Origin of the sequence: Palleronia rufa (assembly GCF_000743715.1) — a bacterium.
Taxonomy (GTDB): domain Bacteria; phylum Pseudomonadota; class Alphaproteobacteria; order Rhodobacterales; family Rhodobacteraceae; genus Palleronia; species Palleronia rufa.
Genome location: NZ_JQEY01000021.1, coordinates 23,766 through 48,636 on the forward strand (window position 1 = coordinate 23,766; position 24,871 = coordinate 48,636).

24 protein-coding genes and 2 pseudogenes are annotated in these 24,871 nt (G+C 69.0%); 13 read left to right on the forward strand and 13 right to left on the reverse strand.

The annotated features are described in order from the left end of the window. The first annotated feature begins 39 nt into the window (after window positions 1-39). The 4 genes from fabZ to lpxB are packed head-to-tail and all read left to right on the forward strand — an operon-like array spanning window position 40 to window position 3,237. On the forward strand, window positions 40-492 hold the full coding sequence (gene fabZ / locus KW83_RS17390; RefSeq protein ID WP_036181496.1) for a 3-hydroxyacyl-ACP dehydratase FabZ: 453 nt from the start codon (window positions 40-42) through the stop codon (window positions 490-492). Then, window positions 489-1,283, forward strand: a complete 795-nt coding sequence (gene lpxA, locus KW83_RS17395; protein WP_081904682.1) for an acyl-ACP--UDP-N-acetylglucosamine O-acyltransferase — start codon at window positions 489-491, stop codon at window positions 1,281-1,283. Before fabZ ends, lpxA begins: the two co-directional genes overlap by 4 nt. Beyond that, window positions 1,280-2,092, forward strand: coding sequence for an LpxI family protein (locus KW83_RS17400; RefSeq protein WP_235191460.1), 813 nt, complete (start codon window positions 1,280-1,282; stop codon window positions 2,090-2,092). Before lpxA ends, KW83_RS17400 begins: the two co-directional genes overlap by 4 nt. Continuing rightward, window positions 2,089-3,237, forward strand: coding sequence for a lipid-A-disaccharide synthase (gene lpxB / locus KW83_RS17405; RefSeq protein WP_036181558.1), 1,149 nt, complete (start codon window positions 2,089-2,091; stop codon window positions 3,235-3,237). Before KW83_RS17400 ends, lpxB begins: the two co-directional genes overlap by 4 nt. Before the next feature lie 168 nt (window positions 3,238-3,405). Here lpxB and mnmA read toward each other — a convergent pair whose 3' ends face one another. Then, complete coding sequence (gene mnmA, locus KW83_RS17410; protein ID WP_036181499.1) at window positions 3,406-4,545, reverse strand: tRNA 2-thiouridine(34) synthase MnmA; 1,140 nt, start codon at window positions 4,543-4,545, stop codon at window positions 3,406-3,408. A 132-nt stretch (window positions 4,546-4,677) separates the two neighbouring features. On the opposite strand from mnmA, the gene sciP reads away from it, so the two are divergent. From sciP to recG, 4 genes are all read left to right on the forward strand, one after another. After that, on the forward strand, window positions 4,678-4,956 hold the full coding sequence (sciP, locus tag KW83_RS17415; RefSeq protein WP_036181502.1) for a CtrA inhibitor SciP: 279 nt from the start codon (window positions 4,678-4,680) through the stop codon (window positions 4,954-4,956). Window positions 4,957-5,056: 100 nt separating this feature from the next. Continuing rightward, on the forward strand, window positions 5,057-5,776 hold the full coding sequence (ctrA, locus tag KW83_RS17420) for a response regulator transcription factor CtrA (RefSeq protein ID WP_036181504.1): 720 nt from the start codon (window positions 5,057-5,059) through the stop codon (window positions 5,774-5,776). A 66-nt stretch (window positions 5,777-5,842) separates the two neighbouring features. Further along, complete coding sequence (ligA, locus tag KW83_RS17425; protein WP_036181565.1) at window positions 5,843-7,975, forward strand: NAD-dependent DNA ligase LigA; 2,133 nt, start codon at window positions 5,843-5,845, stop codon at window positions 7,973-7,975. Continuing rightward, window positions 7,972-10,053: an ATP-dependent DNA helicase RecG gene (gene recG, locus KW83_RS17430; RefSeq protein ID WP_036181505.1), complete on the forward strand. Its 2,082-nt coding sequence runs from the start codon at window positions 7,972-7,974 to the stop codon at window positions 10,051-10,053. Before ligA ends, recG begins: the two co-directional genes overlap by 4 nt. A gap of 343 nt (window positions 10,054-10,396) precedes the next feature. On the opposite strand, the gene KW83_RS17435 is transcribed toward recG, so the two are convergent. Further along, entirely contained in the window at window positions 10,397-10,849 is a 453-nt protein-coding gene (locus KW83_RS17435) for an iron-sulfur cluster assembly scaffold protein (protein ID WP_036181506.1), read from the reverse strand. A 75-nt stretch (window positions 10,850-10,924) separates the two neighbouring features. Between KW83_RS17435 and hisI the strand changes: the two genes are divergently transcribed. Further along, window positions 10,925-11,284 (forward strand): phosphoribosyl-AMP cyclohydrolase, encoded by a 360-nt coding sequence (hisI, locus tag KW83_RS17440; RefSeq protein WP_036181567.1) that lies wholly within the window; start codon window positions 10,925-10,927, stop codon window positions 11,282-11,284. Here the strand turns inward: hisI and gluQRS are convergent. The 3 genes from gluQRS to gyrA all read right to left on the reverse strand — a co-directional run bounded on the left by gluQRS (window position 11,265) and on the right by gyrA (window position 16,335). Next, a complete protein-coding gene (gene gluQRS, locus KW83_RS17445) occupies window positions 11,265-12,104 on the reverse strand; it encodes a tRNA glutamyl-Q(34) synthetase GluQRS (RefSeq protein WP_036181507.1) in 840 nt (279 codons plus the stop codon). The genes hisI and gluQRS overlap by 20 nt on opposite strands. Next, on the reverse strand, window positions 12,101-13,450 hold the full coding sequence (gene trmFO, locus KW83_RS17450; RefSeq protein WP_036181511.1) for a methylenetetrahydrofolate--tRNA-(uracil(54)-C(5))-methyltransferase (FADH(2)-oxidizing) TrmFO: 1,350 nt from the start codon (window positions 13,448-13,450) through the stop codon (window positions 12,101-12,103). The genes gluQRS and trmFO overlap by 4 nt, the downstream gene beginning before the upstream one ends. 113 nt (window positions 13,451-13,563) lie before the next feature. After that, complete coding sequence (gene gyrA, locus KW83_RS17455; RefSeq protein ID WP_081904684.1) at window positions 13,564-16,335, reverse strand: DNA gyrase subunit A; 2,772 nt, start codon at window positions 16,333-16,335, stop codon at window positions 13,564-13,566. 193 nt (window positions 16,336-16,528) lie between these two features. On the opposite strand from gyrA, the gene KW83_RS17460 reads away from it, so the two are divergent. After that, window positions 16,529-16,792 (forward strand): usg protein, encoded by a 264-nt coding sequence (locus KW83_RS17460; RefSeq protein WP_036181513.1) that lies wholly within the window; start codon window positions 16,529-16,531, stop codon window positions 16,790-16,792. Window positions 16,793-16,795: 3 nt separating this feature from the next. Here the strand turns inward: KW83_RS17460 and KW83_RS17465 are convergent. From KW83_RS17465 to KW83_RS17490, 6 genes and pseudogenes are all read right to left on the reverse strand, one after another. Further along, window positions 16,796-16,990: pseudogene (locus KW83_RS17465) on the reverse strand (septum formation initiator family protein); the annotation flags it as partial. A 6-nt stretch (window positions 16,991-16,996) separates the two neighbouring features. Then, on the reverse strand, window positions 16,997-17,299 hold the full coding sequence (locus tag KW83_RS17470; RefSeq protein ID WP_036181519.1) for an FtsB family cell division protein: 303 nt from the start codon (window positions 17,297-17,299) through the stop codon (window positions 16,997-16,999). Window positions 17,300-17,452: 153 nt separating this feature from the next. Further along, window positions 17,453-18,382 (reverse strand): class I fructose-bisphosphate aldolase, encoded by a 930-nt coding sequence (locus KW83_RS17475; protein ID WP_036181521.1) that lies wholly within the window; start codon window positions 18,380-18,382, stop codon window positions 17,453-17,455. A 110-nt stretch (window positions 18,383-18,492) separates the two neighbouring features. Beyond that, complete coding sequence (locus KW83_RS17480; protein ID WP_036181524.1) at window positions 18,493-19,272, reverse strand: SDR family NAD(P)-dependent oxidoreductase; 780 nt, start codon at window positions 19,270-19,272, stop codon at window positions 18,493-18,495. After that, window positions 19,269-19,700: a nuclear transport factor 2 family protein gene (locus tag KW83_RS17485; RefSeq protein ID WP_200879709.1), complete on the reverse strand. Its 432-nt coding sequence runs from the start codon at window positions 19,698-19,700 to the stop codon at window positions 19,269-19,271. Before KW83_RS17485 ends, KW83_RS17480 begins: the two co-directional genes overlap by 4 nt. Continuing rightward, window positions 19,697-20,875: a phosphoglycerate kinase gene (locus KW83_RS17490; RefSeq protein WP_036181527.1), complete on the reverse strand. Its 1,179-nt coding sequence runs from the start codon at window positions 20,873-20,875 to the stop codon at window positions 19,697-19,699. The genes KW83_RS17485 and KW83_RS17490 overlap by 4 nt, the downstream gene beginning before the upstream one ends. A 136-nt stretch (window positions 20,876-21,011) precedes the next feature. On the opposite strand from KW83_RS17490, the gene KW83_RS17495 reads away from it, so the two are divergent. Together KW83_RS17495 and KW83_RS17500 are read left to right on the forward strand one after the other, a co-directional pair. Beyond that, window positions 21,012-21,518 carry a peptidylprolyl isomerase gene (locus KW83_RS17495; RefSeq protein WP_036181530.1) on the forward strand — a complete coding sequence of 169 codons (507 nt, stop codon included), beginning with the start codon at window positions 21,012-21,014 and terminating at the stop codon, window positions 21,516-21,518. After that, window positions 21,511-22,059, forward strand: coding sequence for a peptidylprolyl isomerase (locus KW83_RS17500; protein WP_036181540.1), 549 nt, complete (start codon window positions 21,511-21,513; stop codon window positions 22,057-22,059). The genes KW83_RS17495 and KW83_RS17500 overlap by 8 nt, the downstream gene beginning before the upstream one ends. Window positions 22,060-22,336: 277 nt before the next feature. On the opposite strand, the gene KW83_RS17505 is transcribed toward KW83_RS17500, so the two are convergent. Continuing rightward, window positions 22,337-23,761, reverse strand: a complete 1,425-nt coding sequence (locus KW83_RS17505) for a protein adenylyltransferase SelO (RefSeq protein ID WP_036181541.1) — start codon at window positions 23,759-23,761, stop codon at window positions 22,337-22,339. Between the two features lie 233 nt (window positions 23,762-23,994). Then, on the reverse strand, window positions 23,995-24,420 hold the full coding sequence (locus tag KW83_RS17510) for an acyltransferase family protein (RefSeq protein WP_036181544.1): 426 nt from the start codon (window positions 24,418-24,420) through the stop codon (window positions 23,995-23,997). A 122-nt stretch (window positions 24,421-24,542) separates the two neighbouring features. Here KW83_RS17510 and KW83_RS17515 point away from each other — a divergent pair. Then, a pseudogene (locus tag KW83_RS17515) lies at window positions 24,543-24,871 on the forward strand (IS481 family transposase); the annotation flags it as partial.

Consider the following 24,871-nt stretch of genomic DNA (forward strand, 5'->3'; position numbering starts at 1 on the left):
GGAGCGGCTAAATCCCCGGAACCCCAAGCGAGAGATCCCATGTCCGATCTGAAGAGTGCCGACATCGAGCTGATCCAGCGGCTGATCCCCCATCGCTACCCGTTCCTGCTGGTGGACCGTGTGCGGGACATCGACGGGTCGAAATCCGCCGTCGGCATCAAGAACGTCACCTTCAACGAGCCGCATTTCATGGGCCATTTCCCGGGCATGCCGATCATGCCCGGCGTCACCATCGTCGAGGCGATGGCGCAGACGGCGGCAGTGATGGTGGGCGTGGCGGAGGATCTGGCCGACACCAATACACTGGTTTATTTCATGGGCATCGACCGAGCTAGGTTCCGCCGCAAGGTCGTCCCCGGCGATGTGCTGGAGATGAAGATCACGACCAGGCGCGGCGGCGGCAAGGTGTGGAAATTCGAAGGCCGCGCCGAGGTCGCGGGAGAGCTGGCCTGCGAGGCCGAGTTCACCGCGATGATGGACCGGCCCAAGTGACGGTCCACGCCGATGCGCGGATCCATCCCATGGCGGTGGTCGAGGACGGCGCGGAGATCGGCGCGGGCACGGTGGTCGGCCCGTTCTGTATCGTCGGCCCGCAGGTGCGCCTGGCCGCCGGCGTCACGGTCAAGAGCCACGCGGTCATCAGCGGAGAGACCACCGTCGGAGAGGGGACGACGGTCTTTCCCTTCGCGGTGCTGGGCGAGGTGCCGCAGGACCTGAAATTCTCCGGCGAGCGGACCCGGCTGGAGATCGGCGCGCGTTGCCGCATCCGTGAGCATGTCACCATGAACCCGGGCACCCGCGGCGGCGGCGGCGTGACCCGCATCGGCGACGATGGCCTGTTCATGGCCGGCAGTCACGTGGCCCATGACTGCCTCATCGGCAACCGGGTCATCATGGTGAACAACGCCGCGCTCGCCGGGCACTGCCATGTGGGCGACGGAGCGATCATCGGCGGGCTGTCGGGGGTGCACCAGTGGGTGCGGATCGGGGAGGGCGCGATCATCGGCGCGGTCACCATGGTAACCGCCGACGTGATCCCGCACGCGCTGGTGCAGGGGCCTCGGGGCCATCTGGACGGGTTGAATCTGGTGGGGCTCAAGCGCGCGGGCGTCGCGCGCTCGGACATCACCGCGTTGCGGGCCGCCCTGCAGATGCTGCGGCAGGGAGAGGGGGCCTTTCAGGACCGCGCGCGGCGTCTGGGCGAAGAGACCGACAGCGACTATGTACGCTCCATCGTCGCGTTCGTCCTGGCCGACAGCGACCGCGGGTTCCTGACCCCGTGAACGGGCTGTGCCTGATCGCGGGGCAGGGGCGTCTGCCCGAAATCCTGGCGGCGGCGCATCCCGGAACCCACATCGCGGCAATGGACGGGTACTTTCCCGACGTTCTGGCCGTGCGAACGGCTTTCCGGATCGAGGCGTTGGGCAGTTTTCTGGCGGGGCTGCGGGCAGAGGGCGTGACGCGGCTGTGTCTTGCGGGTGCCATTCGCAGGCCCGCGATCGACCCGGCAAGGATCGATGCCGCCACGGCGCCCCTGGTGCCGCGGCTGATGCAGGCCTTGAAACGGGGCGACGACGGCGCTCTGCGGGTCGTTCTGGAGATCGTCGAAGAGGCCGGCTTCGCCGTTCTGGCGCCGCAGGATCTGCTGCCCGAACTTCTGCCGCCGGCCGGCGCTCTCGCGGGGCCGGCCCCCTCGGCGCGTCTGCAGGAGGACGCGCGCCATGCGCGGGAGGTTCTGCGCACGACCGGGCCGGCCGACATTGGTCAGGGCTGCGTGGTCGCGGCCGGGCAGGTGCTGGCCATGGAGGCATTGCCGGGGACGGACTGGATGCTGGCCAGCATGGCCGCGGCGCGGGGGCGGGGTCCGCTTGCGGCGGACCTGCCGTCCGGCGGCGTCTTTGCCAAGGCGCCGAAACCAAGCCAGGACCGCCGCGTGGATCTGCCGGCCATCGGTCCGGAGACCGTGGCGGGCGCGGTGCGGGCCGGGCTGGACGGAATCGTGCTTGAGGCGGGCGGGGTTCTCGTGCTCGACCGTGACGTATGCCGCGCGGCCGCCGACGCGGCGGGTCTGGCCCTATGGGCCGCGCCGTGAAGGTGTTCGTGGTCGCCGGAGAACCCTCCGGGGACCGGCTGGGCGCTGCCTTGATGGGCGGGCTGGCCGAGCTCTGGCCGCAGGTCCGGTTCCACGGCGTGGGCGGCGCGCTCATGGAGGCGGCGGGCCTGACCAGCCTGTTCCCCATGCAGGAGCTGTCGGTCATGGGCATCACCGAGGTTCTGCCGCGTTACCCGGCTCTGCGGCGGCGCATGGTCCAAACCGCGGAGGCGGTGCTGGCAGGGTCGCCGGATGTGCTCATCACCATCGACAGTCCCGATTTCTGCCTCCGCGTGGCGGAACGCGTGCGCCGCCGCGCCCGGATCCGCACGGTGCATTACGTGGCCCCTTCGGTCTGGGCATGGCGGCCCGGCCGGGCGGCGCGCATGGCGCCCCATGTGGAACAGGTTCTGGCGCTGTTGCCGTTCGAGCCGCCCTATATGGAGGCGGCGGGGATGCGCTGCGACTTCGTGGGCCATCCGGTGGTGTCCGAGCGGCAGGCGGATGCGGTCGAGATCGCTTCCTTCCGCAACGCGCACGATCTGGGCGATGCGCCGCTGCTCCTGGTGCTGCCGGGCTCTCGCCGGTCCGAGCTGAACCGGCTCGCGCCGATCTTCGGCGCCGCGCTGCGGGATCTGTCGGCGCGCAGGCCCGACCTGCGCTTGGTTCTGCCCGTCGCCCCGGGGCTGGAGGCCGCGGCACGCACGCTGACCGCCGACTGGCCCCCGACGCTGCTGCTGGAGCGTCCCGCGCCGCAGGCGAAAGCCGCGGCTTTCGGTGCGGCTGATGCGGCGCTGGCAGCCTCCGGCACCGTGTCGCTGGAACTTGCCGCTGCCGGCACCCCCATGGTCGTGGCCTATGACATGAGCTGGATCAGCTGGCAGGTCATGTCGCGGATGGCGCTGATCGACACGGTGACTTTGGTCAACCTGGTGGATGGATCGCGCGCAGTCCCGGAATTCCTCGGCCCCGCTTGCCGTCCCGGACCCATCGCGGATGCGCTGCACGGCGTTCTGGGTGCGCCGGACGCACAGGCACCCGCGCTGGAACGGACCATGGCGGCACTGGGGCGGGATGGCGCGCGGCCGGGTGTCAGGGCGGCGCGCGCCGTTCTAGAGGGGTTGAATCTGGCCGGACCAGGTTGAGTGCGTCGTTGCTGCCTGCCTGACCTTTTTGCCCGGCGTCCCATGCGGCCGGGTCCGGCGATCGCCGCGGGGGTCTGCCACGCCGGGCCCGGTCAAGAGACGGCGCAGAACCCTCTTCTTCGCGTGGGTCCGCGACCGTTCCGCGCCGCCGCAGTGGACCCTCCGACGTTAGCCTTTGTGGATCCAGCCGCCGCCGAAGACGCGGCTGCCCTCCGGCGCGTAGAACACGCAAGCCTGCCCGGCGGACACGCCGTCTTCGGCCACGATGAGCTCGACTTCCGCCTCTGTCTCCGACAGGGGCCGCACGATGGCGTCGCGCGGCGGCCGGGTCGAGCGGACCTTCACCCCCATGTGCCATTCGGGACGAGAGGTGAAGGGCGTGTCGCCCAGCCAGTTGATCTCTCGCACCGGGACGGTCCGGGTGGACAGCAGAGCGCGCGGGCCGACGACCACCCGCCGGGTTTCCACGTCCAGCTTCACCACGTAGAGCGGATCGGACAGCCCTCCGATCCCCAGTCCGCGGCGTTGGCCGACCGTGTAGTGGATCACCCCGCGGTGGCTGCCCAGGACACGGCCATCGACATGGACGATGTCGCCGGGATCGGCGGCGCCGGGGCGCAGTTTCTCGATCACAGCGGCGTAGTCGCCGTTCGGTACGAAGCAGATGTCCTGGCTGTCGGGCTTGTCGGCTACGCTCAGGCCATGCCGCGCGGCGAGGGTCCGGGTCTCGGCCTTGGTCGCCAGGCCGCCCAGGGGAAAGCGCAGGTAGTCGAGCTGTTCGGCCGTCGTCGAGAACAGGAAATAGCTCTGATCGCGGTCGGGATCGACGGCCCGGTGAAGTTCCGGACCGTGGGTGCCGATGTTGCGGCGGATATAATGACCCGTTGCCATGCAGTCGGCGTCGAGATCCTTCGCCGTCTCCAGCAGGTCCCGGAACTTCACCCTTTCGTTGCAGCGGATACAGGGCACCGGGGTCGCGCCGGCCAGATAGCTGTCCGCGAACTCGTCGATCACGGCCTGCTTGAAGGTATTTTCATAGTCGAGCACGTAGTGGGGAAAGCCCATCGCCTCGGCCACGCGGCGCGCGTCGTGAATGTCACGGCCCGCGCAGCAGGCGCCTTTCTTGGCCAACGCGGCCCCGTGGTCGTAAAGCTGGAGCGTCACGCCCACGACGTCGTAGCCCTCTGCGGCAAGCTCTGCGGCCACGACGGAGCTGTCCACGCCGCCCGACATGGCCACCACCACCCGCGTCCTGGACGGGGGTTTGGCGAAGCCGAGCGAGTTCACGGGATGCGCGTCGAGCGCCATGGCAAAGATCCTTGAGGGCCGTTAAACGCCCGCAATATAGGAAAATCAGCGACATTCTCAAGACGTCGTTTCACCCCTCCTTAAGCGCGACGGGGCATGGTGAAGAGAGTGAAAGGAATGGGGTGTAAGACAATGTATCTGAAAAAAATCCAGGGCCCGCGCTCGGTCACTCTGCCGGGGGGGCAGATCATGACCCGCGCCGACCTGCCCGACACGGGCACAACGCGGTGGGTGGCCAGCAGAAAGGCCGCTGTGGTTCGCGCAATTCGCGGCGGGCTGATCACACGCGACGAAGCCAAGGAGATGTACACGCTTTCCGACGAGGAGCTGGAGAGCTGGACCTCCGCCGTGAGACGGCATGGCGAAACGGCGCTCAAGACCACGCGGCTTCAAAAGTATAGACAACTTTAGCGTGTTGCGCATAACTCGCTTCTGGAGGGCAAGGAAGGTAACCGCGGGTTAACCTTTCTCGCGCAAAGTGATTTTGAACAAGTCATGAGTGGAGAGAGCGATGCGCGTACTACTTGTCGAGGATGATCCCACGACCTCGCGCAGCATCGAGATGATGCTGGGTCATGCCAACCTGAACGTGTATTGCACGGACATGGGTGAGGAAGGCATCGACCTCGCAAAGCTCTACGACTACGATCTGATCCTGCTCGACCTGAACCTGCCGGACATGCACGGCCACGAAGTGCTCCGGCAGCTGCGGCTGAGCAGGATCGACACGCCGATCCTGATCCTCACCGGCTCGGACGACACCGAGATGAAGATCAAGGGGTTCGGCTTCGGCGCCGACGATTACCTGACCAAGCCCTTCCACCGGGAGGAACTGGTCGCGCGCATTCACGCCATCATCCGCCGCTCCAAGGGCCATTCCCAGTCGATCATCCGTACCGGCCAGATTGTCGTCAACCTCGACGCGAAATCGGTCGAAGCCAACGGTCAGCCGGTGCATCTCACCGGCAAGGAATACCAGATGTTCGAACTCCTGAGCCTGCGCAAGGGCACCACGCTGACCAAGGAGATGTTTCTGAACCATCTCTACGGCGGCATGGATGAGCCAGAGCTCAAGATCATCGATGTTTTCATCTGCAAGTTGCGCAAAAAGCTCAGCCAGGCCACAGAAGGCGCGAATTACATCGAAACCGTCTGGGGCCGCGGCTACGTGCTGCGCGATCCGGAGGCCGAGACCGCGCCCGCAGCGCTGCCGGTCGCAAAGGCCGGCTGACCCCGGCTGGACGGGCCGGGGCAGGGGCCCTAGAACAACGCTCACGACCAGCCGGACGAGGTGGATGTGAGCGGGACGGCGGAGGATACGGCGATCGAATCGCTGGACCGCAAGGCGGCCGCGGAAGAGCTCGAACGGCTCGCGGGGCTGATCGCCGCCGCCAATGCCGCCTACCACCGGGATGACGCGCCCGAACTGTCGGATGCCGAATACGACCGGCTGAAACGGCGCAACGCCGCGATAGAGGCACGGTTTCCCGATCTCAAACGCGACGACTCTCCGTCGGACCGGGTCGGCGCGTCGCCGTCGCCGGGCTTTGCCAAGGTGCGCCATGCCCAGCGGATGCTGTCCCTGGGCAATGCCTTCGACGCGGAGGATGTTGCCGATTTCATCCGTTCCGTCCGCAGCTATCTGGGGCTGGAGCCCGCTGCGCCGCTGACCTTTACTGCCGAACCGAAGATCGACGGCCTGTCGCTGTCGCTCCGCTATGAGGATGGCCAGCTTGTCCAGGCCGCCACGCGCGGCGACGGCGCGGTGGGCGAGAACGTTACCGCGAATGCCCGCACCATCGACGACATCCCCGCACGGATCCACGGCGCGCCGGACGTTCTGGAAGTCCGGGGTGAGGTCTACATCTCCCATCCCGATTTCGCGGCGCTGAACGCGCGTGCGGAGGCCGCCGGCACCCGGACCTTCGCCAACCCCCGCAACGCCGCCGCCGGGTCGCTTCGCCAGCTCGACCCCGCAATCACCGCAAGCCGCCCGCTGCGGTTCTTCGCCTATGCCTGGGGCGAGGTCTCGGCGCCCCTGGCCGACAGCCAGTTGGGCGCGGTCGAGCGATTGCGCGGCCTGGGCTTTGCCACCAATCCGCTGACCGTCACCGTCGACACGACCGAGGCCATGACCGCCTATCACGACCGCATCGCCGCGGAGCGGGCGGGACTTGGCTACGATATCGACGGGATCGTCTACAAGGTGAACGACCTTGCGCTGCAACGCCGGCTCGGCCTGCGCGCGACAACGCCGCGCTGGGCCATCGCGCACAAGTTCCCGGCCGAGCTGGCCTGGACCCGGCTCGAAAAAATCGAGATCCAGGTCGGCCGTACCGGCGCGCTCAGCCCCGTCGGACGGCTGACTCCGGTGACGGTCGGCGGGGTGGTCGTGTCGAACGCGACGCTGCACAATGAGGACTACATCGCCGGCCGCGACGCGCGCGGCGCTCCGATCCGCGGCGGCCGCGACATTCGTGAAGGCGACCGGGTCCAGGTCTATCGCGCCGGCGACGTCATCCCCAAGATCGCCGACGTGGACCTTTCGGCCAGGCCCGACGGCACGCAGCCCTTCGAGTTTCCGGCGCTCTGCCCGCAATGCGGCTCCGACGCGCTGCGCGATGAAGGCGATTCTGTACGCCGCTGTTCCGGCCGGCTGATCTGCCCGGCGCAGGCTGTCGAACAGCTCAAGCACTTCGTCTCTCGCGCCGCCTTCGACATAGAGGGGCTGGGCGCGAAACTGGTCGAGGAACTCTACGCCGACGGCTGGATCCGGGAGCCTGCCGACATCTTCACCCTCCGGGACCGTCACGGCCCCGGCCGGCCGACCCAGCTGAAGAACCGCGAAGGGTGGGGGGAAACATCGGCCCGCAACCTCTTTGCCGCCATCGACCGGCGCCGCACGGTTCCGCTCGACCGGCTGATCTTCGCCCTCGGGATCCGCCATGTGGGCGAGACCAACGCCCGTCTTCTGGCGCGCCGCTACGCCAGCTGGGACGCGTTCGAAACCGCCATGAGCGCCGCGGCGGATCGCGGCGGACCGGCCTGGGAGGATCTGCTGGCCATCGACGGCGTGGGCCAGGTGCTGGCGACGTCGCTGGTGACCACCTTCGCGCAAGGGGCAGAGCGTGCCTCCATGGAGCGGCTCATTGCCCATCTGGAGATCAAAGACGCCGCGCGTCCCGCGACCGAAGGCAGCCCCGTCGCCGGCAAGACGGTCGTTTTCACCGGCACGCTCGAAAAGATGACGCGGGCCGAGGCCAAGGCGCGGGCCGAATCGCTCGGCGCCAAGGTCTCGGGGTCGGTCTCGGCGCGCACCGACCTGCTGGTGGCCGGTCCGGGGGCGGGGTCGAAGGCCCGAAAGGCGGCGGAACTCGGCATCGAAACGCTGGATGAGGATGGCTGGCTCTCGCTCATCGGGGACGGATGAGCCGCCCCGAACCGCTCTGGCCGCTGTTTGCGGAACTGGTCAACCTGCGGGGCGTCGGCAAGAAGAGCGCGCAGCTCTTCGAGCAGATGAAGATCCTGACGCCGCGCGACCTTCTGTTCACGTTGCCCCATTCCGGGATTGACCGCCGCCGCCGCGCATCGATCCGCGAGGTGACGCCCCCCGCCACGGCCACGGTTGAGGTGACGGTGGTCCGCCATCGTCCGTCCGCCGGTCGCGGTCCCGCCCGGGTCGAGGTCGAGGACGCGGAGACGGGTTTCCAGCTGGTCTTTTTTCACGCTCGCGGCGACTGGCTGCAAAAGGCGCTGCCCACGGGCGCCCGGCGTCTGGTGTCCGGCCGGGTGGAGCTTTTCGACGGGATCGCCCAGATGGTGCATCCCGACCACGTCCTGCCGGTCGAGGAGGCGGCGGAGATCCCGCCGTTCGAGCCGGTCTATCCCCTGACCGCCGGCCTGTCCCAGCGTGTCATGTCCCGCGCCGCCAAGGAGGCCGTGGCGATCGCCCCCACCTTGGCCGAATGGATCGACCCCGGCTTGCTGGCGCGGGAGGGCTGGCCGGGATGGTCGGATGCCGTGGCCGCAGCCCATGCGCCCGCGTCGGATGCGGATCTGTCCGCCCAGGCACCGGCGCGGGCGCGGCTGGCCTATGACGAGCTCTTCGCCCACCAGCTGACCCTGGCGCTGATCCGCGCCGAACGGACGGCCGTCAGGGGACGGGCATCGCGCCCGGACGGCCGGCTCAGCGGCAAGGTGCGCGCGACGCTCGGCTACGCGCCGACCGGGGCGCAGGAACGGGCCATCGCGGAGATTGTCGCGGACATGGCGTCCGACCGGCGGATGGGCCGGCTGCTGCAGGGTGATGTGGGGTCCGGCAAGACCCTGGTGGCGTTCATGGCGCTGCTGGCCGCGGTCGAGGCGGGCGGGCAGGGCGCGCTGATGGCCCCGACCGAGATTCTGGCGCGCCAGCACCTTGAGGGGCTGCACCCCTTGGCCGAACGCGCCGGCGTGGTGCTGGAAATCCTCACCGGTCGCGACAAGGGGGCGGAACGCGCGGCAAAGCTGGCGGCCCTGGGTGCGGGCGACATCCAGATCCTGGTCGGCACGCACGCGGTGTTCTCCGGCGACGTGGTGTTCGCGGATCTGCGGCTTGCCGTCGTGGACGAACAGCACCGTTTCGGCGTCAGCCAGCGGCTGGAGCTGGGACGCAAGGGCGCGCGGACCGACATGCTGGTGATGACCGCGACGCCGATTCCGCGCTCGCTCAGCCTTGCGCAATACGGTCATATGGACGTCTCCGTGCTGGATGAAAAGCCGCCCGGCCGGACGCCTGTCCGCACGGCGCTGGTCACCTCTGCCCGCTATGACGAGGTGGTGGAACGGCTCCGGCAGGCGGTTGCCGAGGGGCGGCAGGCCTACTGGGTCTGTCCGCTGGTCGAAGAAAGCGAGATCACCGACCTTGCCGCGGCCGAGGACCGTTTCCGGCACCTGCGCGCCGTCCTGGGCGATGCCGTCGGGCTGGTCCACGGTCAGATGCCGCCGGCGGAAAAGGACGCCGCCATGGCGCGGTTCGTCTCCGGCGGCACGGGGGTGCTGGTGGCGACGACGGTGATCGAGGTCGGCGTGAACGTGCCCAACGCATCCATCATGGTAATTGAACGCGCTGAGGCGTTCGGACTGGCGCAGCTTCATCAGTTGCGGGGCCGGGTCGGGCGCGGCACCGCCGAATCGACCTGCCTGCTGATCTACGGCGCCGACCTGACCGCAAGCGGTCGCCGCCGCCTGGAGATCCTGCGAGAGACCGAGGACGGGTTCCGCATCGCCGAGGAAGACCTGGCCATGCGCGGGGCGGGGGACGTTCTGGGGCACGCGCAATCGGGCCTGCCGCGTTTCCGGATCGCCGACCTGGAGCGGCAGGCCGGCCTGATGGCGACCGCGCAGGCCGACGCGCGGCGGCTTCTGGACGGCGATCCGCGCCTGAACGGACCGCGTGGACAGGCCGCGCGGGTGCTGCTGTGGCTGATGGAGCAGGACCGGGCCATCGGCTTGATCCGGGCGGGATAGACATTCCAGATGTTCACAGAAAGTTCTTGCAAGATGGTGAATAAAGTGTGAACAAATGAGTAACGAAAGAGGATGGAGGATGCGATGCGACAGCGGGTCAAGAAACACTTCGAACGATTCGACTGCTTGGCAGAGGATATCCTGGGATGTCTTGCGCTGACCGTGATCCTTGTCGGGTCCCTGTACCTGCCGCTTTTGTGACGATTTCTGCCTGCGCATGAGGGCCGTCCCGCCCGCCCGGCACCGCTGCGGCCCTCGGTCAGGATCTGCCTCGGTCCCGATCGTCTCTGCGCCACTCCACCGCCGCCATCCAGTCGGATGCGCGGCGGTTTTTTTCGTCCGGTCAGGCGTGGGAACGCGCGTCCTCGGCCTGACGGAACGCCTCGTTCGCCGCGTCCAGCGCCAGCATGATGGAGGCATGGCGGTTCTTGTAGTCCCGCGCCGGCAGCAGCACTTCCAGCCCCTCGAAGGGGGCCGCGGGAACCGGGCCGTCCGACTTCAGCATCGCGCGCAGCTCGTCTCTCGCCCGCTCCAGCTCGGCCCGGGTGCGGCCCAGGATCGCGCCGCCGACCACCGCGGCCGAGGCCTGTCCAAGCGCGCAGGCCTTCACGTCCTGTCCGAACCGCACCACGCGCCCGTCCTCCACATCGAGATCAACCGCGACGGTCGATCCGCACAGCGGCGAGCGCTTCTTGACGCTGGCCTGCGGATTTTCCAGTCGCTGCGCCAGCGGGATCGCCGCGGCGAGCTCCAGGATCCGCCCGGAGTAGAGCTTGATGAGGTCGCTGTCGGCCATGACTTTTCCTTTGCGGTCGTTGCCCCTAGATAGGGCTGCCCGCCGCCGGCGCAAAGACCTCCGAAAGGCCCAATGATGACGTTCGATCCCGCGACGCTCAGATACGACCCGAACGGCCTGGTGCCCGCCATCGCCCAGGACCACGGGACGGCGGAGGTGCTCATGCTGGCCTGGATGACGCGCGAGGCGGTGGAGCGCACCCTCGCCACCGGTCGGGTGACCTACTGGAGCCGTTCGCGGCGGGCGTTCTGGGTCAAGGGAGAGACCAGCGGGCACCTGCAGCACCTTGTCGAGATGCGCGTCGACTGCGACCGGGATTGCCTGCTGCTCCTGGTCCGGCAGGAGGGACCGGCCTGCCACACGAACCGGCGGAGCTGTTTCTACACCGCACTGAGGGACGGCGAAGAGGTCGAGATCATGGCCCCGGAGGGCTGAGGCCGACCAGGCGCCGCAGGTCGGCGGGGCTGACGCCTTCCGCCCTGTAGGCCGCGATGGCGCGGGCATCGTCGCGCTTGGCCAGGCGTTTCCCGGCATCGTCGCGGATCAGGCGATGGTGGTGATACGCCGGTGAGGAAAGGCCCAGAAGCCGCTGGAGGCAAACGTGAATCGGTGTCGCGTCGGCCAGGTCCGCCCCCCGGGTGACGCAGGTCACCCCCTGTGCGGCGTCGTCCACGGTGACCGACAGATGATAGCTCGTGCCCATGTCGCGGCGGGCAAGGACGATGTCGCCGATGCCGTCGATCATCTCCTGCGCGCTGCGGGTCACCGTGCGGTGGCTGCCTGCGGTCTCCCGGTAGGCGATGTCCCCCGTCAGGGTCAGGGCGCGGTCCATGTGAAGGCGTATCGCGGCGCCGGAATCCCCATGGCCCGCGTGCTTGCAGGCGCCCGGATAGATGAGCCCGTCGGGACCGTGGGTCGCGCCCTCTTGCGGCGCCGATGCGGCTTCGGCGATGTCGCGCCGGGTACAGGTGCAGGCATAGGTCAGGCCCATATCGCGCAGGCGGGCAAGCGCGGCGCGATAGGCCGGCAGGCGTTCCGACTGGCGTATCACGGGACGCGGCCAGCCAAGGCCGAGCCAGGCCAGGTCGTCGAATATCGCCTGTTCCCAATGGGATCTGGCGCGGGATCGGTCGATATCCTCGATCCGCAGCAGAAAGGTGCCGCCGTTCCGCGCCATGTCATGGGCCACCATGGCCGAAAAGGCGTGCCCCAGGTGCAGCGGGCCTGTCGGCGACGGCGCGAAGCGGGTGATCACGCCGGTTCGGACACCGGGGTGAGCCACGCCCGCCAGTCGGCCTTGGCGCGGTCGGTATAGGCCTTGTAGCGGGCGGGCCGGTTGCGGCGGCCGCCCTTCAGATCGACCGGCGGAAACAGTCCGAAATTCACGTTCATGGGCTGGAACGTCCTGGCGTCGGCGCCGCCGGTGATGTGGGTGACCAGCGCGCCGGTGGCGGTGGTCGGCGGTACGGGCGGCAGGGCCGTGCCGCGGATCTCCGCGGCGGCGAGGCGGCCGGCGAGCAGACCCATGGCGGCGGATTCGACATAGCCCTCGACCCCGGTGATCTGGCCGGCGAAGCGGATGTTGGGCCGGGAGCGCAGGCGGAGATGCGCGTCCAGCAGCGTCGGCGCGTTCAGGAACGTGTTGCGGTGGATCCCGCCGAGCCGCGCGAAACGGGCATCTTGCAAGCCTGGAATCATGCGGAAAACATCGGTTTGCGCACCGTACTTCATCTTGGTCTGGAAGCCGACGATATTGTAGAGCGTGCCCAGCGCATTGTCGCGGCGCAGTTGCACGACGGCATGGGCCTTGACCTGCGGCTGGTGCGGATTGGTCAGGCCGACGGGTTTCATGGGTCCGTGGCGGAGGGTCTCGCGTCCGCGTTCGGCCATCACCTCTATGGGCAGGCAGCCGTCGAAGTAGGCGGCCGTTTCCCCTTGTTTGAATTCGGTTTTTTCGGCGGACAGGAGCGCGTCGACGAAGGCCTCGTACTGGTCGCGGTCCATGGGGCAGTTGATGTAGGCGGTGCGCTCTTCCTCTGTCGCGCCCTTGTCGTAGCGGGACTGCATCCAGGCCCGCGACATGTCGATGGAATCGAAATGGACGATGGGCGCGATGGCGTCGAAGAAAGCGAGGCTGTCGGCGCCGGTCTCTGCGCGGATCGCCTCTGCCAGCGCGCCGGAGGTCAGGGGCCCGGTGGCGAAGATCCAGTGGCCGTCCTGCGGAAGATGCGTGATTTCAGAGCCTTCCACGGTGATCTTCGGGTGCGCACGGAGACGCTCTGTTACCGCCCGTGCGAAGGCGTCGCGGTCCACGGCCAGCGCACCGCCGGCCGGCAGGCGGTGGCGGTCGGCCATGTCCATGATCAGCCCGCCGGCCTGGCGCATCTCCCAGTGCAGCAGGCCCACGGCGTTCTGCTCATGGTCGTCGGAGCGGAAGGAGTTCGAGCAGACCATCTCTGCCAGATCGCCGGTGCGGTGGGCGAAGGTGCCCACGGCGGGGCGCATCTCGTGGATCACCACGTCGAGGCCGAGACCCGCCGCCTGCCACGCGGCCTCTGACCCGGCCATGCCGCCGCCGACGATATGCAGTCGCTTGTCCATCACGCGTCCTTTCAGAGCGGCCTTGTACGAAACAGGGTCCCGTCGCGTACGCCGCGAGTCATTCTATCGGCCGTTTCGAACGTCCTGCGTCCGTTTTCGGGCCATTTCGTCCGTCACGCGTCGGGTGCTGGGTCGCCCGCGGCCCCATCGGCCAGATCGTCGCCGTTCTGCTCCGCGATCCAGGCGACGGTCACGACCTCTTCATCCTTGCCGGTGTCGAACACCTTCACGCCACCCGCTCCGCGCGAGCGGAAGGAGATGCCGTCGATGGGCACGCGGATCGATTGACCGCGGGAGGTGGCGAGCATGATCTGGTCGTCCATGTCCACCGGGAAGGACGCGACCAGGGGGCCGCCGCGCATCGCCTTGTCCATGGCCATGACCCCCTGTCCGCCGCGGCCCCGCACCGGGTAGTCGTGGCTGGACGACAGCTTGCCGGAGCCCTGCGCGGTGACGGTCAGGATCAGATCCTCGGCCGCCGACATCTCCGCGTAGCGCTCCTGGGTGAACTCGGTCGCCTCGGTCGCGGTCTCTTCGTCCTCGTCGGCCTCCGGCTCCTCGGTCAGCCCGGCCATGGCGCGGCGCATCTTGAGGTAGGTGGTCCGCTCCTGGGGGCTGGCCTCGAAATGGCGGATGACGGCCATGGACACGACGCTGTCCCCGGCGGCCAGGCGGATGCCGCGCACGCCCAGCGACGCGCGGGAGTTGAACACCCGCACATCGGTGGAGGGGAAGCGGATCGCGCGCGCGCCCGCCGTGACCAGCATCACGTCCTCGTCGGGAGAGGCGATGCGCGCGTTGATGAGCCGCACGCCCTCGTTCTCGGCCTCGAACTTCATGGCGATCTTGCCGGCGCGGTTGACGTTGGTGAAATCCGACAGCTTGTTGCGGCGCACCGTGCCGGCGGAGGTGGCGAAGACGATCTGTAGCTCGTCCCAGTCCTCTTCCGGGCGGTCCACGGGCATGATCGCGGCGATCGAGACGCCCTGGGCGATGGGCAGCACGTTGACCATGGCCTTGCCGCGCGCGGTCCGCCCGCCCAGCGGCAGGCGCCAGGTCTTGAGCTTGTAGGCCATGCCATCGGTGGTGAACACGAGAAGCGGCGTGTGGGTGTTGGCCACGAACAGGGTGGTCACCACGTCCTCATCCTTGGTGGCCATGCCCGACAGGCCCTTGCCGCCGCGCCGCTGGGAGCGGAATTCGGCCAGCGGCGTGCGCTTGATGTAGCCGGTGGCGGTGACGGTCACGACCATGTCCTCACGCTCGATGAGGTCCTCGTCCTCCATGTCGCCGGCCCAGTCGACGATCTCGGTCCGGCGGGGGACGGCGAACTGGTCCTTCACCTCGCGCAGCTCGGCGGAGATGATGGCCATGATCCGGTCGCGCGAGCGCAGGATGTCGAGGAAGTCCTTGATCTTGCCGGCAAGCTCTTCCAGCTCATCGGTGACTTCCTTGACGCCCAGCTGGGTCAGCCGTTGCAGCCGCAGCTCCAGGATGGCGCGGGCCTGGGCCTCTGACAGGTTGTAGGTGCCGTCGTCGTTCATGGTGTGGCTGGGGTCGTCGATCAGCCGGATGAAGGGCGCGATCTCGGCCGCGGGCCAGCGGCGTTCCATGAGCTTCGCGCGGGCTTCGGGCGCATCGGCGGAGGCGCGGATGGTGGCGACCACCTCATCGACGTTGGACACCGCCACGGCGAGACCGCAGAGCACATGGGCGCGCTCTCTGGCGCGGCGCAGCTCATGGGCGGTGCGGCGGGCGACGACTTCTTCCCGGAAGGCGATGAAATGGGTGAGGAAGTCGCGCAGGGTCAGCTGCTCCGGCCGGCCGCCGTGCAGCGCCAGCATGTTGCAGCCGAAGGACGTCTGCATCGGGGTGAATCGGAACAGCTGGTTCAGCACCACGTCGGCGGTGGCGTCCTTTTTCAGTTCGATCACCACCCGCACGCCGACCCGGTCGGATTCGTCCTGCACGGCGGAGATGCCTTCGAGCTTCTTTTCCTTGGCCAGATCCGCGATCCGTTCGACCAGGCTGGCCTTGTTCACCTGATAGGGGATCTCATCGAGGACGATGGCCTCACGGCCGCGGGCGATTTCCTCGATCCGGGTGCGGGCGCGGATGATGACCGATCCGCGGCCCTCAAGATAGGCCTTGCGGGCGCCGGAGCGGCCCAGGATGATCCCGCCGGTGGGAAAGTCCGGGGCGGGGATGATCTCCATCAGCGCCTCCGTGGACAGGTCCGGGTCGTCGATCAGCGCCAGCGTGCCGTCGATGACCTCTCCCAGATTGTGGGGCGGGATGTTGGTGGCCATGCCGACGGCGATGCCGCCCGCGCCGTTGACCAGCATGTTGGGAAAGCGCGCCGGCAGGACCGTGGGTTCGCGGTCCTTGCCGTCGTAATTGTCCTGGAAGTCCACCGTCTCCTTTTCGATATCGGCCAGGAGGGACTGTGCGGGGCGGTCCATGCGCACTTCGGTGTAGCGCATGGCGGCGGGGTTGTCGCCGTCCATGGAGCCGAAGTTGCCCTGCCCGTCCAGCAGCGGCAGGGACATGGAGAAGTCCTGCGCCATCCGCACCAGCGCCTCGTAGATCGCGCTGTCGCCGTGCGGGTGGTACTTGCCCATGACGTCGCCCACGGGGCGGGCGGACTTGCGGTAGGCCTTGTCGTGGGTGTTGCCGGCCTCATGCATGGCATAGAGGATCCGGCGGTGCACCGGCTTCAGCCCGTCGCGCAGGTCCGGGATCGCGCGGGAGACGATGACCGACATGGCGTAGTCCAGGAACGACGCGCGCATCTCATCGGAGATGTCGATGGTCGGGCCGTCGTGGCGCGGCCGTTCCGGTCCGTCGCCGTCCAGCGCCTGGGGGGGGTCTGGGGTGTCTGACACCGGGGCCGCCTTTATGCTAGAAAATCGCAGATCTTGCCGGCCGGACTATACCCCGACACGACCCCTGGGGGCAATGCGAAGGCGTGTCGCTGGCAGCCAGGGCCCGTGAGTGACAACATACTGTTTTCGTTGATTTTTAACTTTGACGTGGCAAGGTCGTGTCCAGGGGGTGTCGCGGACACGAGGAACGGCGATGACCGAGACCGAGATGATGCTGAAGGGATACGGGCTGACCACGGCGGAATTCTTCTACCGGATGCCCGATTACACGCATGTGCTGAACTGCTTTCTGTGGCAGGACTACGACATCGCGCCGGACCATCCCAGGCTGCTGGGCTTCGTGGAGTTCTGGCAGAAGGAGATCGACGGGCCGCTGCATTCCGTGCGCTTCACCCATCGCAAGATGATCGCGCCCGGCGAATGGCGGCATGTGACGGGCGAATTTCCGCTGCACTGAGCGTCAGCGCAGGACGATCTCATCGGCGCGGACATAGCCCAGCACGTCGCGGGTCTGCTCGTCCAGCAGGTCGAGGTCGAGGTAGTCGTCCGACAGGCGGCGGGTCTTGTTGCGGTAGGCGGCCACTTCCGCGCGCAGCGTGTCCAGTTGCGCGGCCAGGATGTCGCCCTCCGCGTCGATCTGGATGCGGCGCTGCACTGAGCGTCAGCGCAGGACGATCTCATCGGCGCGGACATAGCCCAGCACGTCGCGGGTCTGCTCGTCCAGCAGGTCGAGGTCGAGGTAATCGTCCGACAGGCGGCGGGTCTTGTTGCGGTAGGCGGCCACTTCCGCGCGCAGCGTGTCCAGTTGCGCGGCCAGGATGTCGCCCTCTGCGTCGATCTGGATGCGGCGCAGCAGGCCGTAGTCTCCCTGCACGCTGGCAAAGGTGAAATAGAGCCCGGCCAGCACCGTCAGGGCGACGTAGATCCCCAGGCCGAGCGCGGGGCGTTTTTCTCTGTGGGTCATGCCTGTCCGGTCCGCCTGTTGAACGGTGCCCCTTTCAGGGGTCCGGCGGCAGGATGGCAAAGCCGGGGCGCGAAGGGAATTGCCGATCCGCCCCGGAGCCGTCCTCTGCGCGGAGTGTGGCCGATTTATTGCCCCCCCCCGCGCCGGGGCCGGTCAGTCCTTGCCCTTGTAGATCGCCACCAGCTTGTCGAACATCGCCAGCGCCTCCGAGCGCTCGCGCTGGAACGAGTTGCGCCCGATGATCGAGCCGTTGCCGCCGCCGTCGCGGATCGCGCGGGCGTCGTCGTAGATGGAATCCTCACCCTTCTTGGCGCCGCCGGAAAAGACCACGATCCGCCGCCCGTCGAAGGCCGAGCGCATGCATTCGGCGACGCGGGCCGCCTGGGTCGAGATGTCGATCTTCTGCGCCTCGAACACCTTCCTGGCCTCAGGCACCTCCAGGTGGTCGGTGGAGAGCTTGATCTTGATGATGTGCGCGCCGATCAGCGCCGCGATCTGGGCGGCATAGGCGGCCACGTCGACCGCCGTCTCACCGTCCTTGGACACGGCTTCTCCGCGCGGGTAGGACCAGATCACGGTGGGGATGCCGACCGACGCGGCCTCTCGCCGCAGCTCCACGATCTCCTCGTACATGTTCAGCTGCTGGTCGGAGCCGGGGTAGATGGTGAAGCCGATCGCCGTGGCGCCCAGGCGCAGCGCGTCGTCCACGGAGGCGGTGACCGCCTGATCCTTGCCGGCGGTGTCCGACATCAGCGAGTTGGCCGAGTTCATCTTGAGGATCGTGGGGATCTGGCCGGCGAAGGTGTCGGCGCCGGCCTCCAGCATCCCCAGCGGGGCGGCGAAGGCGTTCAGGCCGGCGTCGATGGCCAGCTGGTAGTGGTAATGCGGATCGTAGGCCGGCGGGTTGGGCGCGTAGGTGCGCGCGGGCCCGTGCTCGAACCCCTGGTCCACGGGCAGGATGATCATCTTGCCGGTGCCCCTGAGGCGGCCGTGCATGAGCATCTGGCAGAGCTTGCCCTTCACGCCGGGCGTGTCGCCCTCATATTTCGAGATGATCTGCTGGACTGTCCGCGACGCTTTCATGCTGCGCTCCTTTTGGCTCTGGGTGGCTCTGGGTGGCTCTGGGTGGCTCTGGGTGGCTCCGGGTCGGGCATGGGTTATTCGCCCGGCGGGCCGGTGGCAAACCCTTTGCGCTAACGCGGTGTACGACGGGCGGGGCGATGGTTCAGCACCCGCGCGGCCAGCGGCAGCAGCAGCGCGCGCGGCAACAGGCCGCAGAGCAGCGCGACCGCCCTGTAGCGCCGGCCCGGCACAACCACGCGGCGACCCCTGTGCATCGCGTCCCAGCCGTCCCGCGCCACGCGGCCGGCCGGCAGCATGGCCCGTCCGCCGCCCAGACCCCCGGCGGCGAAGAAATCCGTGTCCACAGGACCGGGGCAGAGCGCGGTGACGGTGACGCCACGGCCGCGGGTCTCCTGCCAGAGCGCCTCGGACAGGGAGCGCATCCCCGCCTTGGTGGCGAAATAGACCGCCATGTTGGGCCCCGGCAGGAACCCGGCAAGGGAGACCACGTTGAGGATCCGGCCCTGTCCGCGGGCGATCATCGACGCCGCGGCCAGCTTGGCCAGGGTCGCGGCGGCCACGAAGTTGACGGCGATCATCTGCCCGTCCCGCGCGCGGGTATCGCGCCGGGCGACGTCGCCCGACCCGCCCAGTCCGGCGTTGTTCACAAGGATATCCACAGGCCCCGCGGCGGCCCACAGACGCTCCGCCGCGCCGGGTTCCGACAGATCGCAGGCCACAACCTGGACCTGTATGCCGTGCAGGGTCCGAAGCGCGTGGGCCATGCGGTCCAGGTCGGGCCGGGTGCGGGCGGACAGGACCAGATCGCAGCCGTCCGCCGCCGCGATCCGGGCGAAGGCCGCGCCCAGCCCCCGCGACGCGCCGGTGATCAGCGCGCGGGACCCGGTCACGGGGTGGACCGCGGATCCGGCAGGGGCCCGTGGACGTTCCACCCGTCCGGGATCGGGGCGGCACGGGGGCGGTCCGCGGGGACCGGCGTGGGTTCGGGCCAGTATTCGACGATGCGGGCGATCCGGTCGTCGCGGAGCGTGAAGAAACTGATGACGCGGTCGGTGCGCCGGCCGTCCGAGACCGCCACGTCGGTCACGACCTCATCGGCAGCGGCCACCAGCTTGCGGATGTCAAAGCGCCAGCGCCCGGTGGCGGGGTAGGCGGCGTTGAAGGCCGCGACGGCGTCGGGTCCGACGATCATCTCCCCGCTCAGGGGCATGACCACCACGGCCTCCGGCGCCAGGTGGCGGGCGGCGGCGGCGAAGTCGTTGGTGCCCATGGCGGCCCAGAACGCCCGCACCGCCGCCGCCGCGTCGCCGGGCGTCACCCGCCGAGCGCCGCGACGCCGGGCAGGGTCTTGCCCTCCATCCACTCCAGGAACGCCCCCCCGGCCGAGGAGACGTAGGTGAATCCCTCCGCCGCGCCCGCCCGGTTCAGCGCCGAGACCGTGTCGCCGCCGCCCGCCACCGACACGAGCCGTCCGTCGCGGGTGCGCTCCGCGGCATGGGACGCGGCGGCGTTGGTGGCGGCGTCGAAGGGCGCGATCTCGAACGCGCCGAGCGGTCCGTTCCAGACCAGCGTGCGGCAGCCGTCCATGGTCCGGACGATCCGCCGCACGCTGTCCGGCCCGGTGTCGAGGATCATCGCGTCGGGCGGGCAGGCGGTGGCGGCGACGGTCTGGCTTTCGGCGCCGGCCCGGAACTCCCGCGCGACGACGACATCGTGGGGCAGGATGATCCCGCACCCCGCCTCGTCCGCGTCGGTCAGGATCTGGCGCGCGGTGTCGGCCATGTCGTGCTCGGCCAGGCTCTTGCCCACGTCGAGCCCCTGGGCGGCCAGGAAGGTATTGGCCATGCCGCCGCCGATCACCAGATGGTTCACCTTGCGCACCAGGTTGGCCAGAAGGTCGAGCTTGGTCGAGACCTTGGCGCCGCCGACCACCGCCATCAGCGGGCGGTCCGGTTTGCCCAGCGCGGCCTCCAGCGCGCGCAGCTCTTCGGCCATCAGGCGGCCGGCGAAGGCGGGCAGGCGGCGGGCGATCCCTTCGGTGGAGGCATGGGCGCGATGCGCGGCGGAGAACGCATCGTTGCAGTAGAGATCGCCGAGCGAGGCGAGGAAATCGGCCATCGCGTCGCCGTTCGCCTCTTCTTCGGGGGAAAAGCGCGTGTTCTCGACCAGCACCACGCTGTCGGCGGGCAGGGCGGCGAGGTCCCGGGGGTTGGGACGTTCGACGAAGGTCACCTCGCGGCCCAGGGCGCGTTCCAGCGCCGGGACGACCTGGCGCAGGGACAGGCCGGGATCCGGCTTGCCCCTGGGGCGGCCGAAATGGGCCAGCAGGATCGGCGTTCCGCCGCCCTTCAGGATGTCGCGGACCGTGGGCACGATGCGTTCGATCCGGGTGGCGTCGGTGACCTTTCCGTTCTCCACCGGCACGTTGAGGTCCACGCGGGTCAGGACGCGCTTGCCGTCCAGGTTCATGTCGTCCAGCGTCTTCCAGCCCATGTCAGGCCCCTTTTCGGTTGTCTTGCCGGTCGTTCATCGCGCGATCCGCGCGCACGCGCAAGCGAGCGGGCCTTTCCACCGGCGCATGGGCGCCCTAGGGTCCCGCCGACGCAAACCGCCCAGAGCAGGAGGCACCATGGCCGAGATCACCGACCCGGAGAACACCGTCATCATCGAGCTGAAGGACGGCCGCGTCGTCGTCGAGCTGATGCCCAAGGTCGCGCCGGAACATTCCGCGCGCATGAAGGAGCTGGCCCGTGCGGGCGCCTATGACAACGTGGTGTTCCACCGCGTGATCGAGGGCTTCATGGCGCAGACCGGCGACGTGTCGAACGGGAATGCCGAAAAGGACTTCAACATCCGCATGGCCGGCACCGGCGGGTCGGACATGCCGGACCTGCCGGCGGAGTTCTCCAAGATCCCGCACGACCGGGGCACGCTGGGGGCGGCGCGCTCGTCCAGCCCGAATTCGGCCAATTCGCAGTTCTTCATCAACTTCGGCGACAACCATTTCCTGAACGGGCAGTACACGGTCTATGGCCGGGTGATCGAGGGCATGGACCATGTCGACAAGCTGGCGCGCGGAGAGCCGCCCGCCGATCCCGACCGGATGCTGTCGGTGAAGGTGGCCGCCGATGCGTAGCCTGGCCCTGCTGCTTGCCGTTGCGGCAGGCCCCGCCCTGGCCACCGGGCTGGACATAGAGATTTCCGGCGGCACCTCCGGCACGGTCCATGTGGAGCTGTTCGAGGACGTGGCCCCCGAGCATGTCGCGCGGCTGACCGACCTGGCCGAGCGCGGCGCCTACGACGGGGTGGTGTTCCACCGGGTGATCGACGGGTTCATGGCCCAGACGGGAGACGTGCAATACGGCGTCGCGGGCGCCGACCTGAGCCGGGCGGGGACCGGGGGATCGGACCTGCCGGACCTGGCGCAGGAGTTCTCCGACCTGCCGTTCGAGCGCGGCACCGTGGGCATGGCCCGCTCCGGCGCGTCGGTGGACAGCGCCAATTCGCAGTTCTTCATCATGTTCGACGCGGCGCCGCATCTGAACGGGCAATACACCGTGGTGGGCGAGGTGACCTCCGGCATGGAGATCGTGGACGCGATCAAGCGTGGCGACGGCCGTTCGGGCAGCGTCTCCGGCACGCCCGACGTCATGGAGCGCGTGACCGTCACCGAATAGGCGTAGGCCCCGGGGGGCGTCGGGGCAGGGCGCGTCCGGAGGGGCGCGCCGTTCGTGCATGCGCCGCCCGGCTTGCGGCGGGCCGGCGGTCCGTCCTGCGCGGCTTGCGCCCCGCGCCGGGGGGGGCGTCCGGGACGGCGGCGCGGTGGCCCGGGGCGACACGCCGATCCGGCCGCGGCCGCCGGGCGGATGGGACCGTCCGGCACCGGGCGGGCGGGCCGCGGGCCGTGGGCGCGCCGGGGGGGTCCGGATCTGCCGGGCCGCGGGACGGCCGCGATCAGGTGCCGCAGAAGGTGGCGGTGACCTCCTGGCCCGCGGCGGGCGGGTCGGCAAAGGGGGGCGTGTCTTGCCAGGGCGTCGAAAGCGCCTCGTGCAGGGCGCCGAACGGGCCGAGGTCGCCCTGGGTGGCGGCGGCGATGGCCTCTTCCACGCGGTGGTTGCGGGGGATGACGGCGGGATTGGTGCGGCGCATCAGCGCCTCCTGGGCCGCGGGCCCGGCCCCGTCGCGGGTGCGCCGCGCGGACCACAGCGCCGACCACTGGTCGAACGCGGGGCGGTCGGTGACGTGATCGGCGGCGGTGCCGTCGGCAAGGCCGCGGAACGTTCGCGTGAAATCGTCCCGGTTCGCGGCCATGATGTCGAGAAGGCGCCGGGCCAGGCCGGCGTCGTCGTCCTCGGATGTCGCAAGGCCCAGCTTGGCGCGGAACACCGCCAGCCACGCGGCCTGGAAACGGTCGCCGAACCCGTTGACGAGGGCGGTGAACCGCCCTACCGCCGCGTCCCGGTCGGGCATCAGCGGCAGCAGCGACGTGGCGAACTGCGCCAGGTTCCAGACCGCCACGCGCGGCTGGCTGGCATAGGCGTAGCGCCCGTAGCTGTCGATGGAAGAGAACACCGTGTCGGGGTGATAGCCGTCCAGGAAGGCGCAGGGACCGTAGTCGATGGTCTCACCGGCGACGGACATGTTGTCGGTGTTCATCACGCCATGGACGAAGCCGACCCCCATCCAGGCCGCGATCAGCCGGGCCTGGCGGCCGATGACCGCGTCCAGCAGGTCCTCGGGCCCGGCGGCGTCGGGATAATGGCGGGCGATCACATGGTCGGTCAGGGCGCTGAGCCCGTCCGTGTCCTGGCGGGCGTAGAGGTACTGGAAGGTGCCGACGCGGATGTGGCTGGCGGCCAGCCGGGTCAGGACCGCGCCGGGACGGGGCGCTTCGCGCAGGACCGTCTCGCCGGTGGCGACGGCGGCCAGGGCGCGGGTGGTGGGGATGCCGAGGGCGTGCATCGCCTCGCTCACCAGATACTCGCGCAGCACCGGCCCGAGCCAGGCGCGCCCGTCGCCCGCGCGCGAGAACGGCGTGGGTCCGGCCCCCTTCAGCTGCAGGTCCACCCGGCCTGTCGCGGTCGCCAGTTCGCCCAGCAGGACCGCGCGCCCGTCGCCCAGCTGCGGGACCCAGCCGCCGAACTGATGCCCGGCATAGGCCTGGGAGATGGGCGTGGCGCCGGCGGGAACCTCGTTGCCGGCCAGGGCCGCGACGCCGTCGGGCGCGGCCAGGGCGTCGGGATCCAGACCCAGCGCCGCCGCCAGCGGACGGTTCAGCGCCAGAAGGCGCGGCGCGCGTACGGGCGTGGGACGCTGGGCCGCGAACAGGCGGTCCGGCAGGCGTGTGTAGCTGTTGTCGAACGGCAGGGCGAGGGTCATGGGCGCTCCTTCTGCCCTACAGGTAGGCGCGGCCGCGCGGATTTGCACCTTTGCGGGGACCGTCGGGGGAGGGGTTTCGGACGACGGGGCGATGCAGGAGGCCCCATGCAGGCCCGGGACCGGCCGGACATGCGGCGCGCCGGGACGGCCCGGTATGCGGCAGCGCCGGTCGCGGTACCGCGTCGGGGGCGGAGCGACTGTCCGCTGGTTGTCCCGAACGCCCCGGGGTCCGTTCAGTGCGCGCTCGGCTCAGTTGTCAGCCGCCTGCGCCGGATCTGTCCCCGGATCAGCGCGATGACCGGTTTTTCCACCAGAACATGTGCGACGGCCCCGGCCAGAACGGCACTCGCCGACAGCACAATGGCAAGCAGATAGGGCGGCAAGCTGTCGAACGCGACCATCTGCAACAGCCGCGCGGCGACGCCCATGGCCGTGATATGCACCAGATAGATCGCGTAGGACGCGTCCCCGAGAAAAGCGAGCCATCGCGGAACGCTCAGACGTCCCCGCGCTTCCCATGAGACCAGCGCCATGACCACGGCAGCGGCGCCGATACCGAACAGGACGGTCCGAAGGGGCTTGTAGAACGCATGCCCGCCGATCGCTTCGGCAAAGATGGAGTAGGCGAGCGGGTCCGCGCAGACCATCATCAGTTCCATCTATTTTGAAAACCCGGAGAAAAGGCTATGTGTTCAGTCCCGGACGATCACATAGACTCTCGCCGGTCTGCGCTCTTCATGGCAAGGTCGTTTCTGCGTGAGGTTCGGGATGGGGGACGATCATGCTGATCTCTCTTCACAAGCAGGCGACGACGACACCCAGGATCAGAGCTGCGATGCAGGCGAGCGATGAGCCGGCGTGGATGGTTGCGGAGCGCTACAGCATCTCCGAACAGACGGTCTGGAAGTGGCGCAAGCGGGATGGCGTTCACGACCACAGCCACACCGCGCACAGGCTGCAGACGACGCTGACCCCTGCCCAGGAGGCGGTTGCCGTAGCGTTGCGGAAGGCTCTGCTGTTGCCGCTCGACGACCTGCTGTCCGTCGTTCGCGAGTTCCTGAACCCGAACGTCTCGCGCTCCGGGCTGGATCGCTGTTTGCGGCGACATGG

Excerpts from the sequence above, each read along its gene's own strand:
- mnmA (WP_036181499.1), bottom strand. The coding sequence starts at position 4,545 with ATGGCGCTCGACGCGCATCCCGTGAACTCGCTCGGCTTCGCCAAACCC.
- KW83_RS17500 (WP_036181540.1), top strand. The coding sequence starts at position 21,511 with ATGCGTAGCCTGGCCCTGCTGCTTGCCGTTGCGGCAGGCCCCGCCCTG.
- fabZ (WP_036181496.1), top strand. The coding sequence starts at position 40 with ATGTCCGATCTGAAGAGTGCCGACATCGAGCTGATCCAGCGGCTGATC.
- trmFO (WP_036181511.1), bottom strand. The coding sequence starts at position 13,450 with ATGGACAAGCGACTGCATATCGTCGGCGGCGGCATGGCCGGGTCAGAG.
- KW83_RS17475 (WP_036181521.1), bottom strand. The coding sequence starts at position 18,382 with ATGAAAGCGTCGCGGACAGTCCAGCAGATCATCTCGAAATATGAGGGC.
- KW83_RS17470 (WP_036181519.1), bottom strand. The coding sequence starts at position 17,299 with ATGACCCACAGAGAAAAACGCCCCGCGCTCGGCCTGGGGATCTACGTC.
- KW83_RS17435 (WP_036181506.1), bottom strand. The coding sequence starts at position 10,849 with ATGGCCGACAGCGACCTCATCAAGCTCTACTCCGGGCGGATCCTGGAG.
- KW83_RS17490 (WP_036181527.1), bottom strand. The coding sequence starts at position 20,875 with ATGGGCTGGAAGACGCTGGACGACATGAACCTGGACGGCAAGCGCGTC.
- KW83_RS17495 (WP_036181530.1), top strand. The coding sequence starts at position 21,012 with ATGGCCGAGATCACCGACCCGGAGAACACCGTCATCATCGAGCTGAAG.
- KW83_RS17505 (WP_036181541.1), bottom strand. The coding sequence starts at position 23,761 with ATGACCCTCGCCCTGCCGTTCGACAACAGCTACACACGCCTGCCGGAC.
- hisI (WP_036181567.1), top strand. The coding sequence starts at position 10,925 with ATGACGTTCGATCCCGCGACGCTCAGATACGACCCGAACGGCCTGGTG.
- KW83_RS17510 (WP_036181544.1), bottom strand. The coding sequence starts at position 24,420 with ATGGAACTGATGATGGTCTGCGCGGACCCGCTCGCCTACTCCATCTTT.
- ctrA (WP_036181504.1), top strand. The coding sequence starts at position 5,057 with ATGCGCGTACTACTTGTCGAGGATGATCCCACGACCTCGCGCAGCATC.
- sciP (WP_036181502.1), top strand. The coding sequence starts at position 4,678 with ATGTATCTGAAAAAAATCCAGGGCCCGCGCTCGGTCACTCTGCCGGGG.
- recG (WP_036181505.1), top strand. The coding sequence starts at position 7,972 with ATGAGCCGCCCCGAACCGCTCTGGCCGCTGTTTGCGGAACTGGTCAAC.
- KW83_RS17460 (WP_036181513.1), top strand. The coding sequence starts at position 16,529 with ATGACCGAGACCGAGATGATGCTGAAGGGATACGGGCTGACCACGGCG.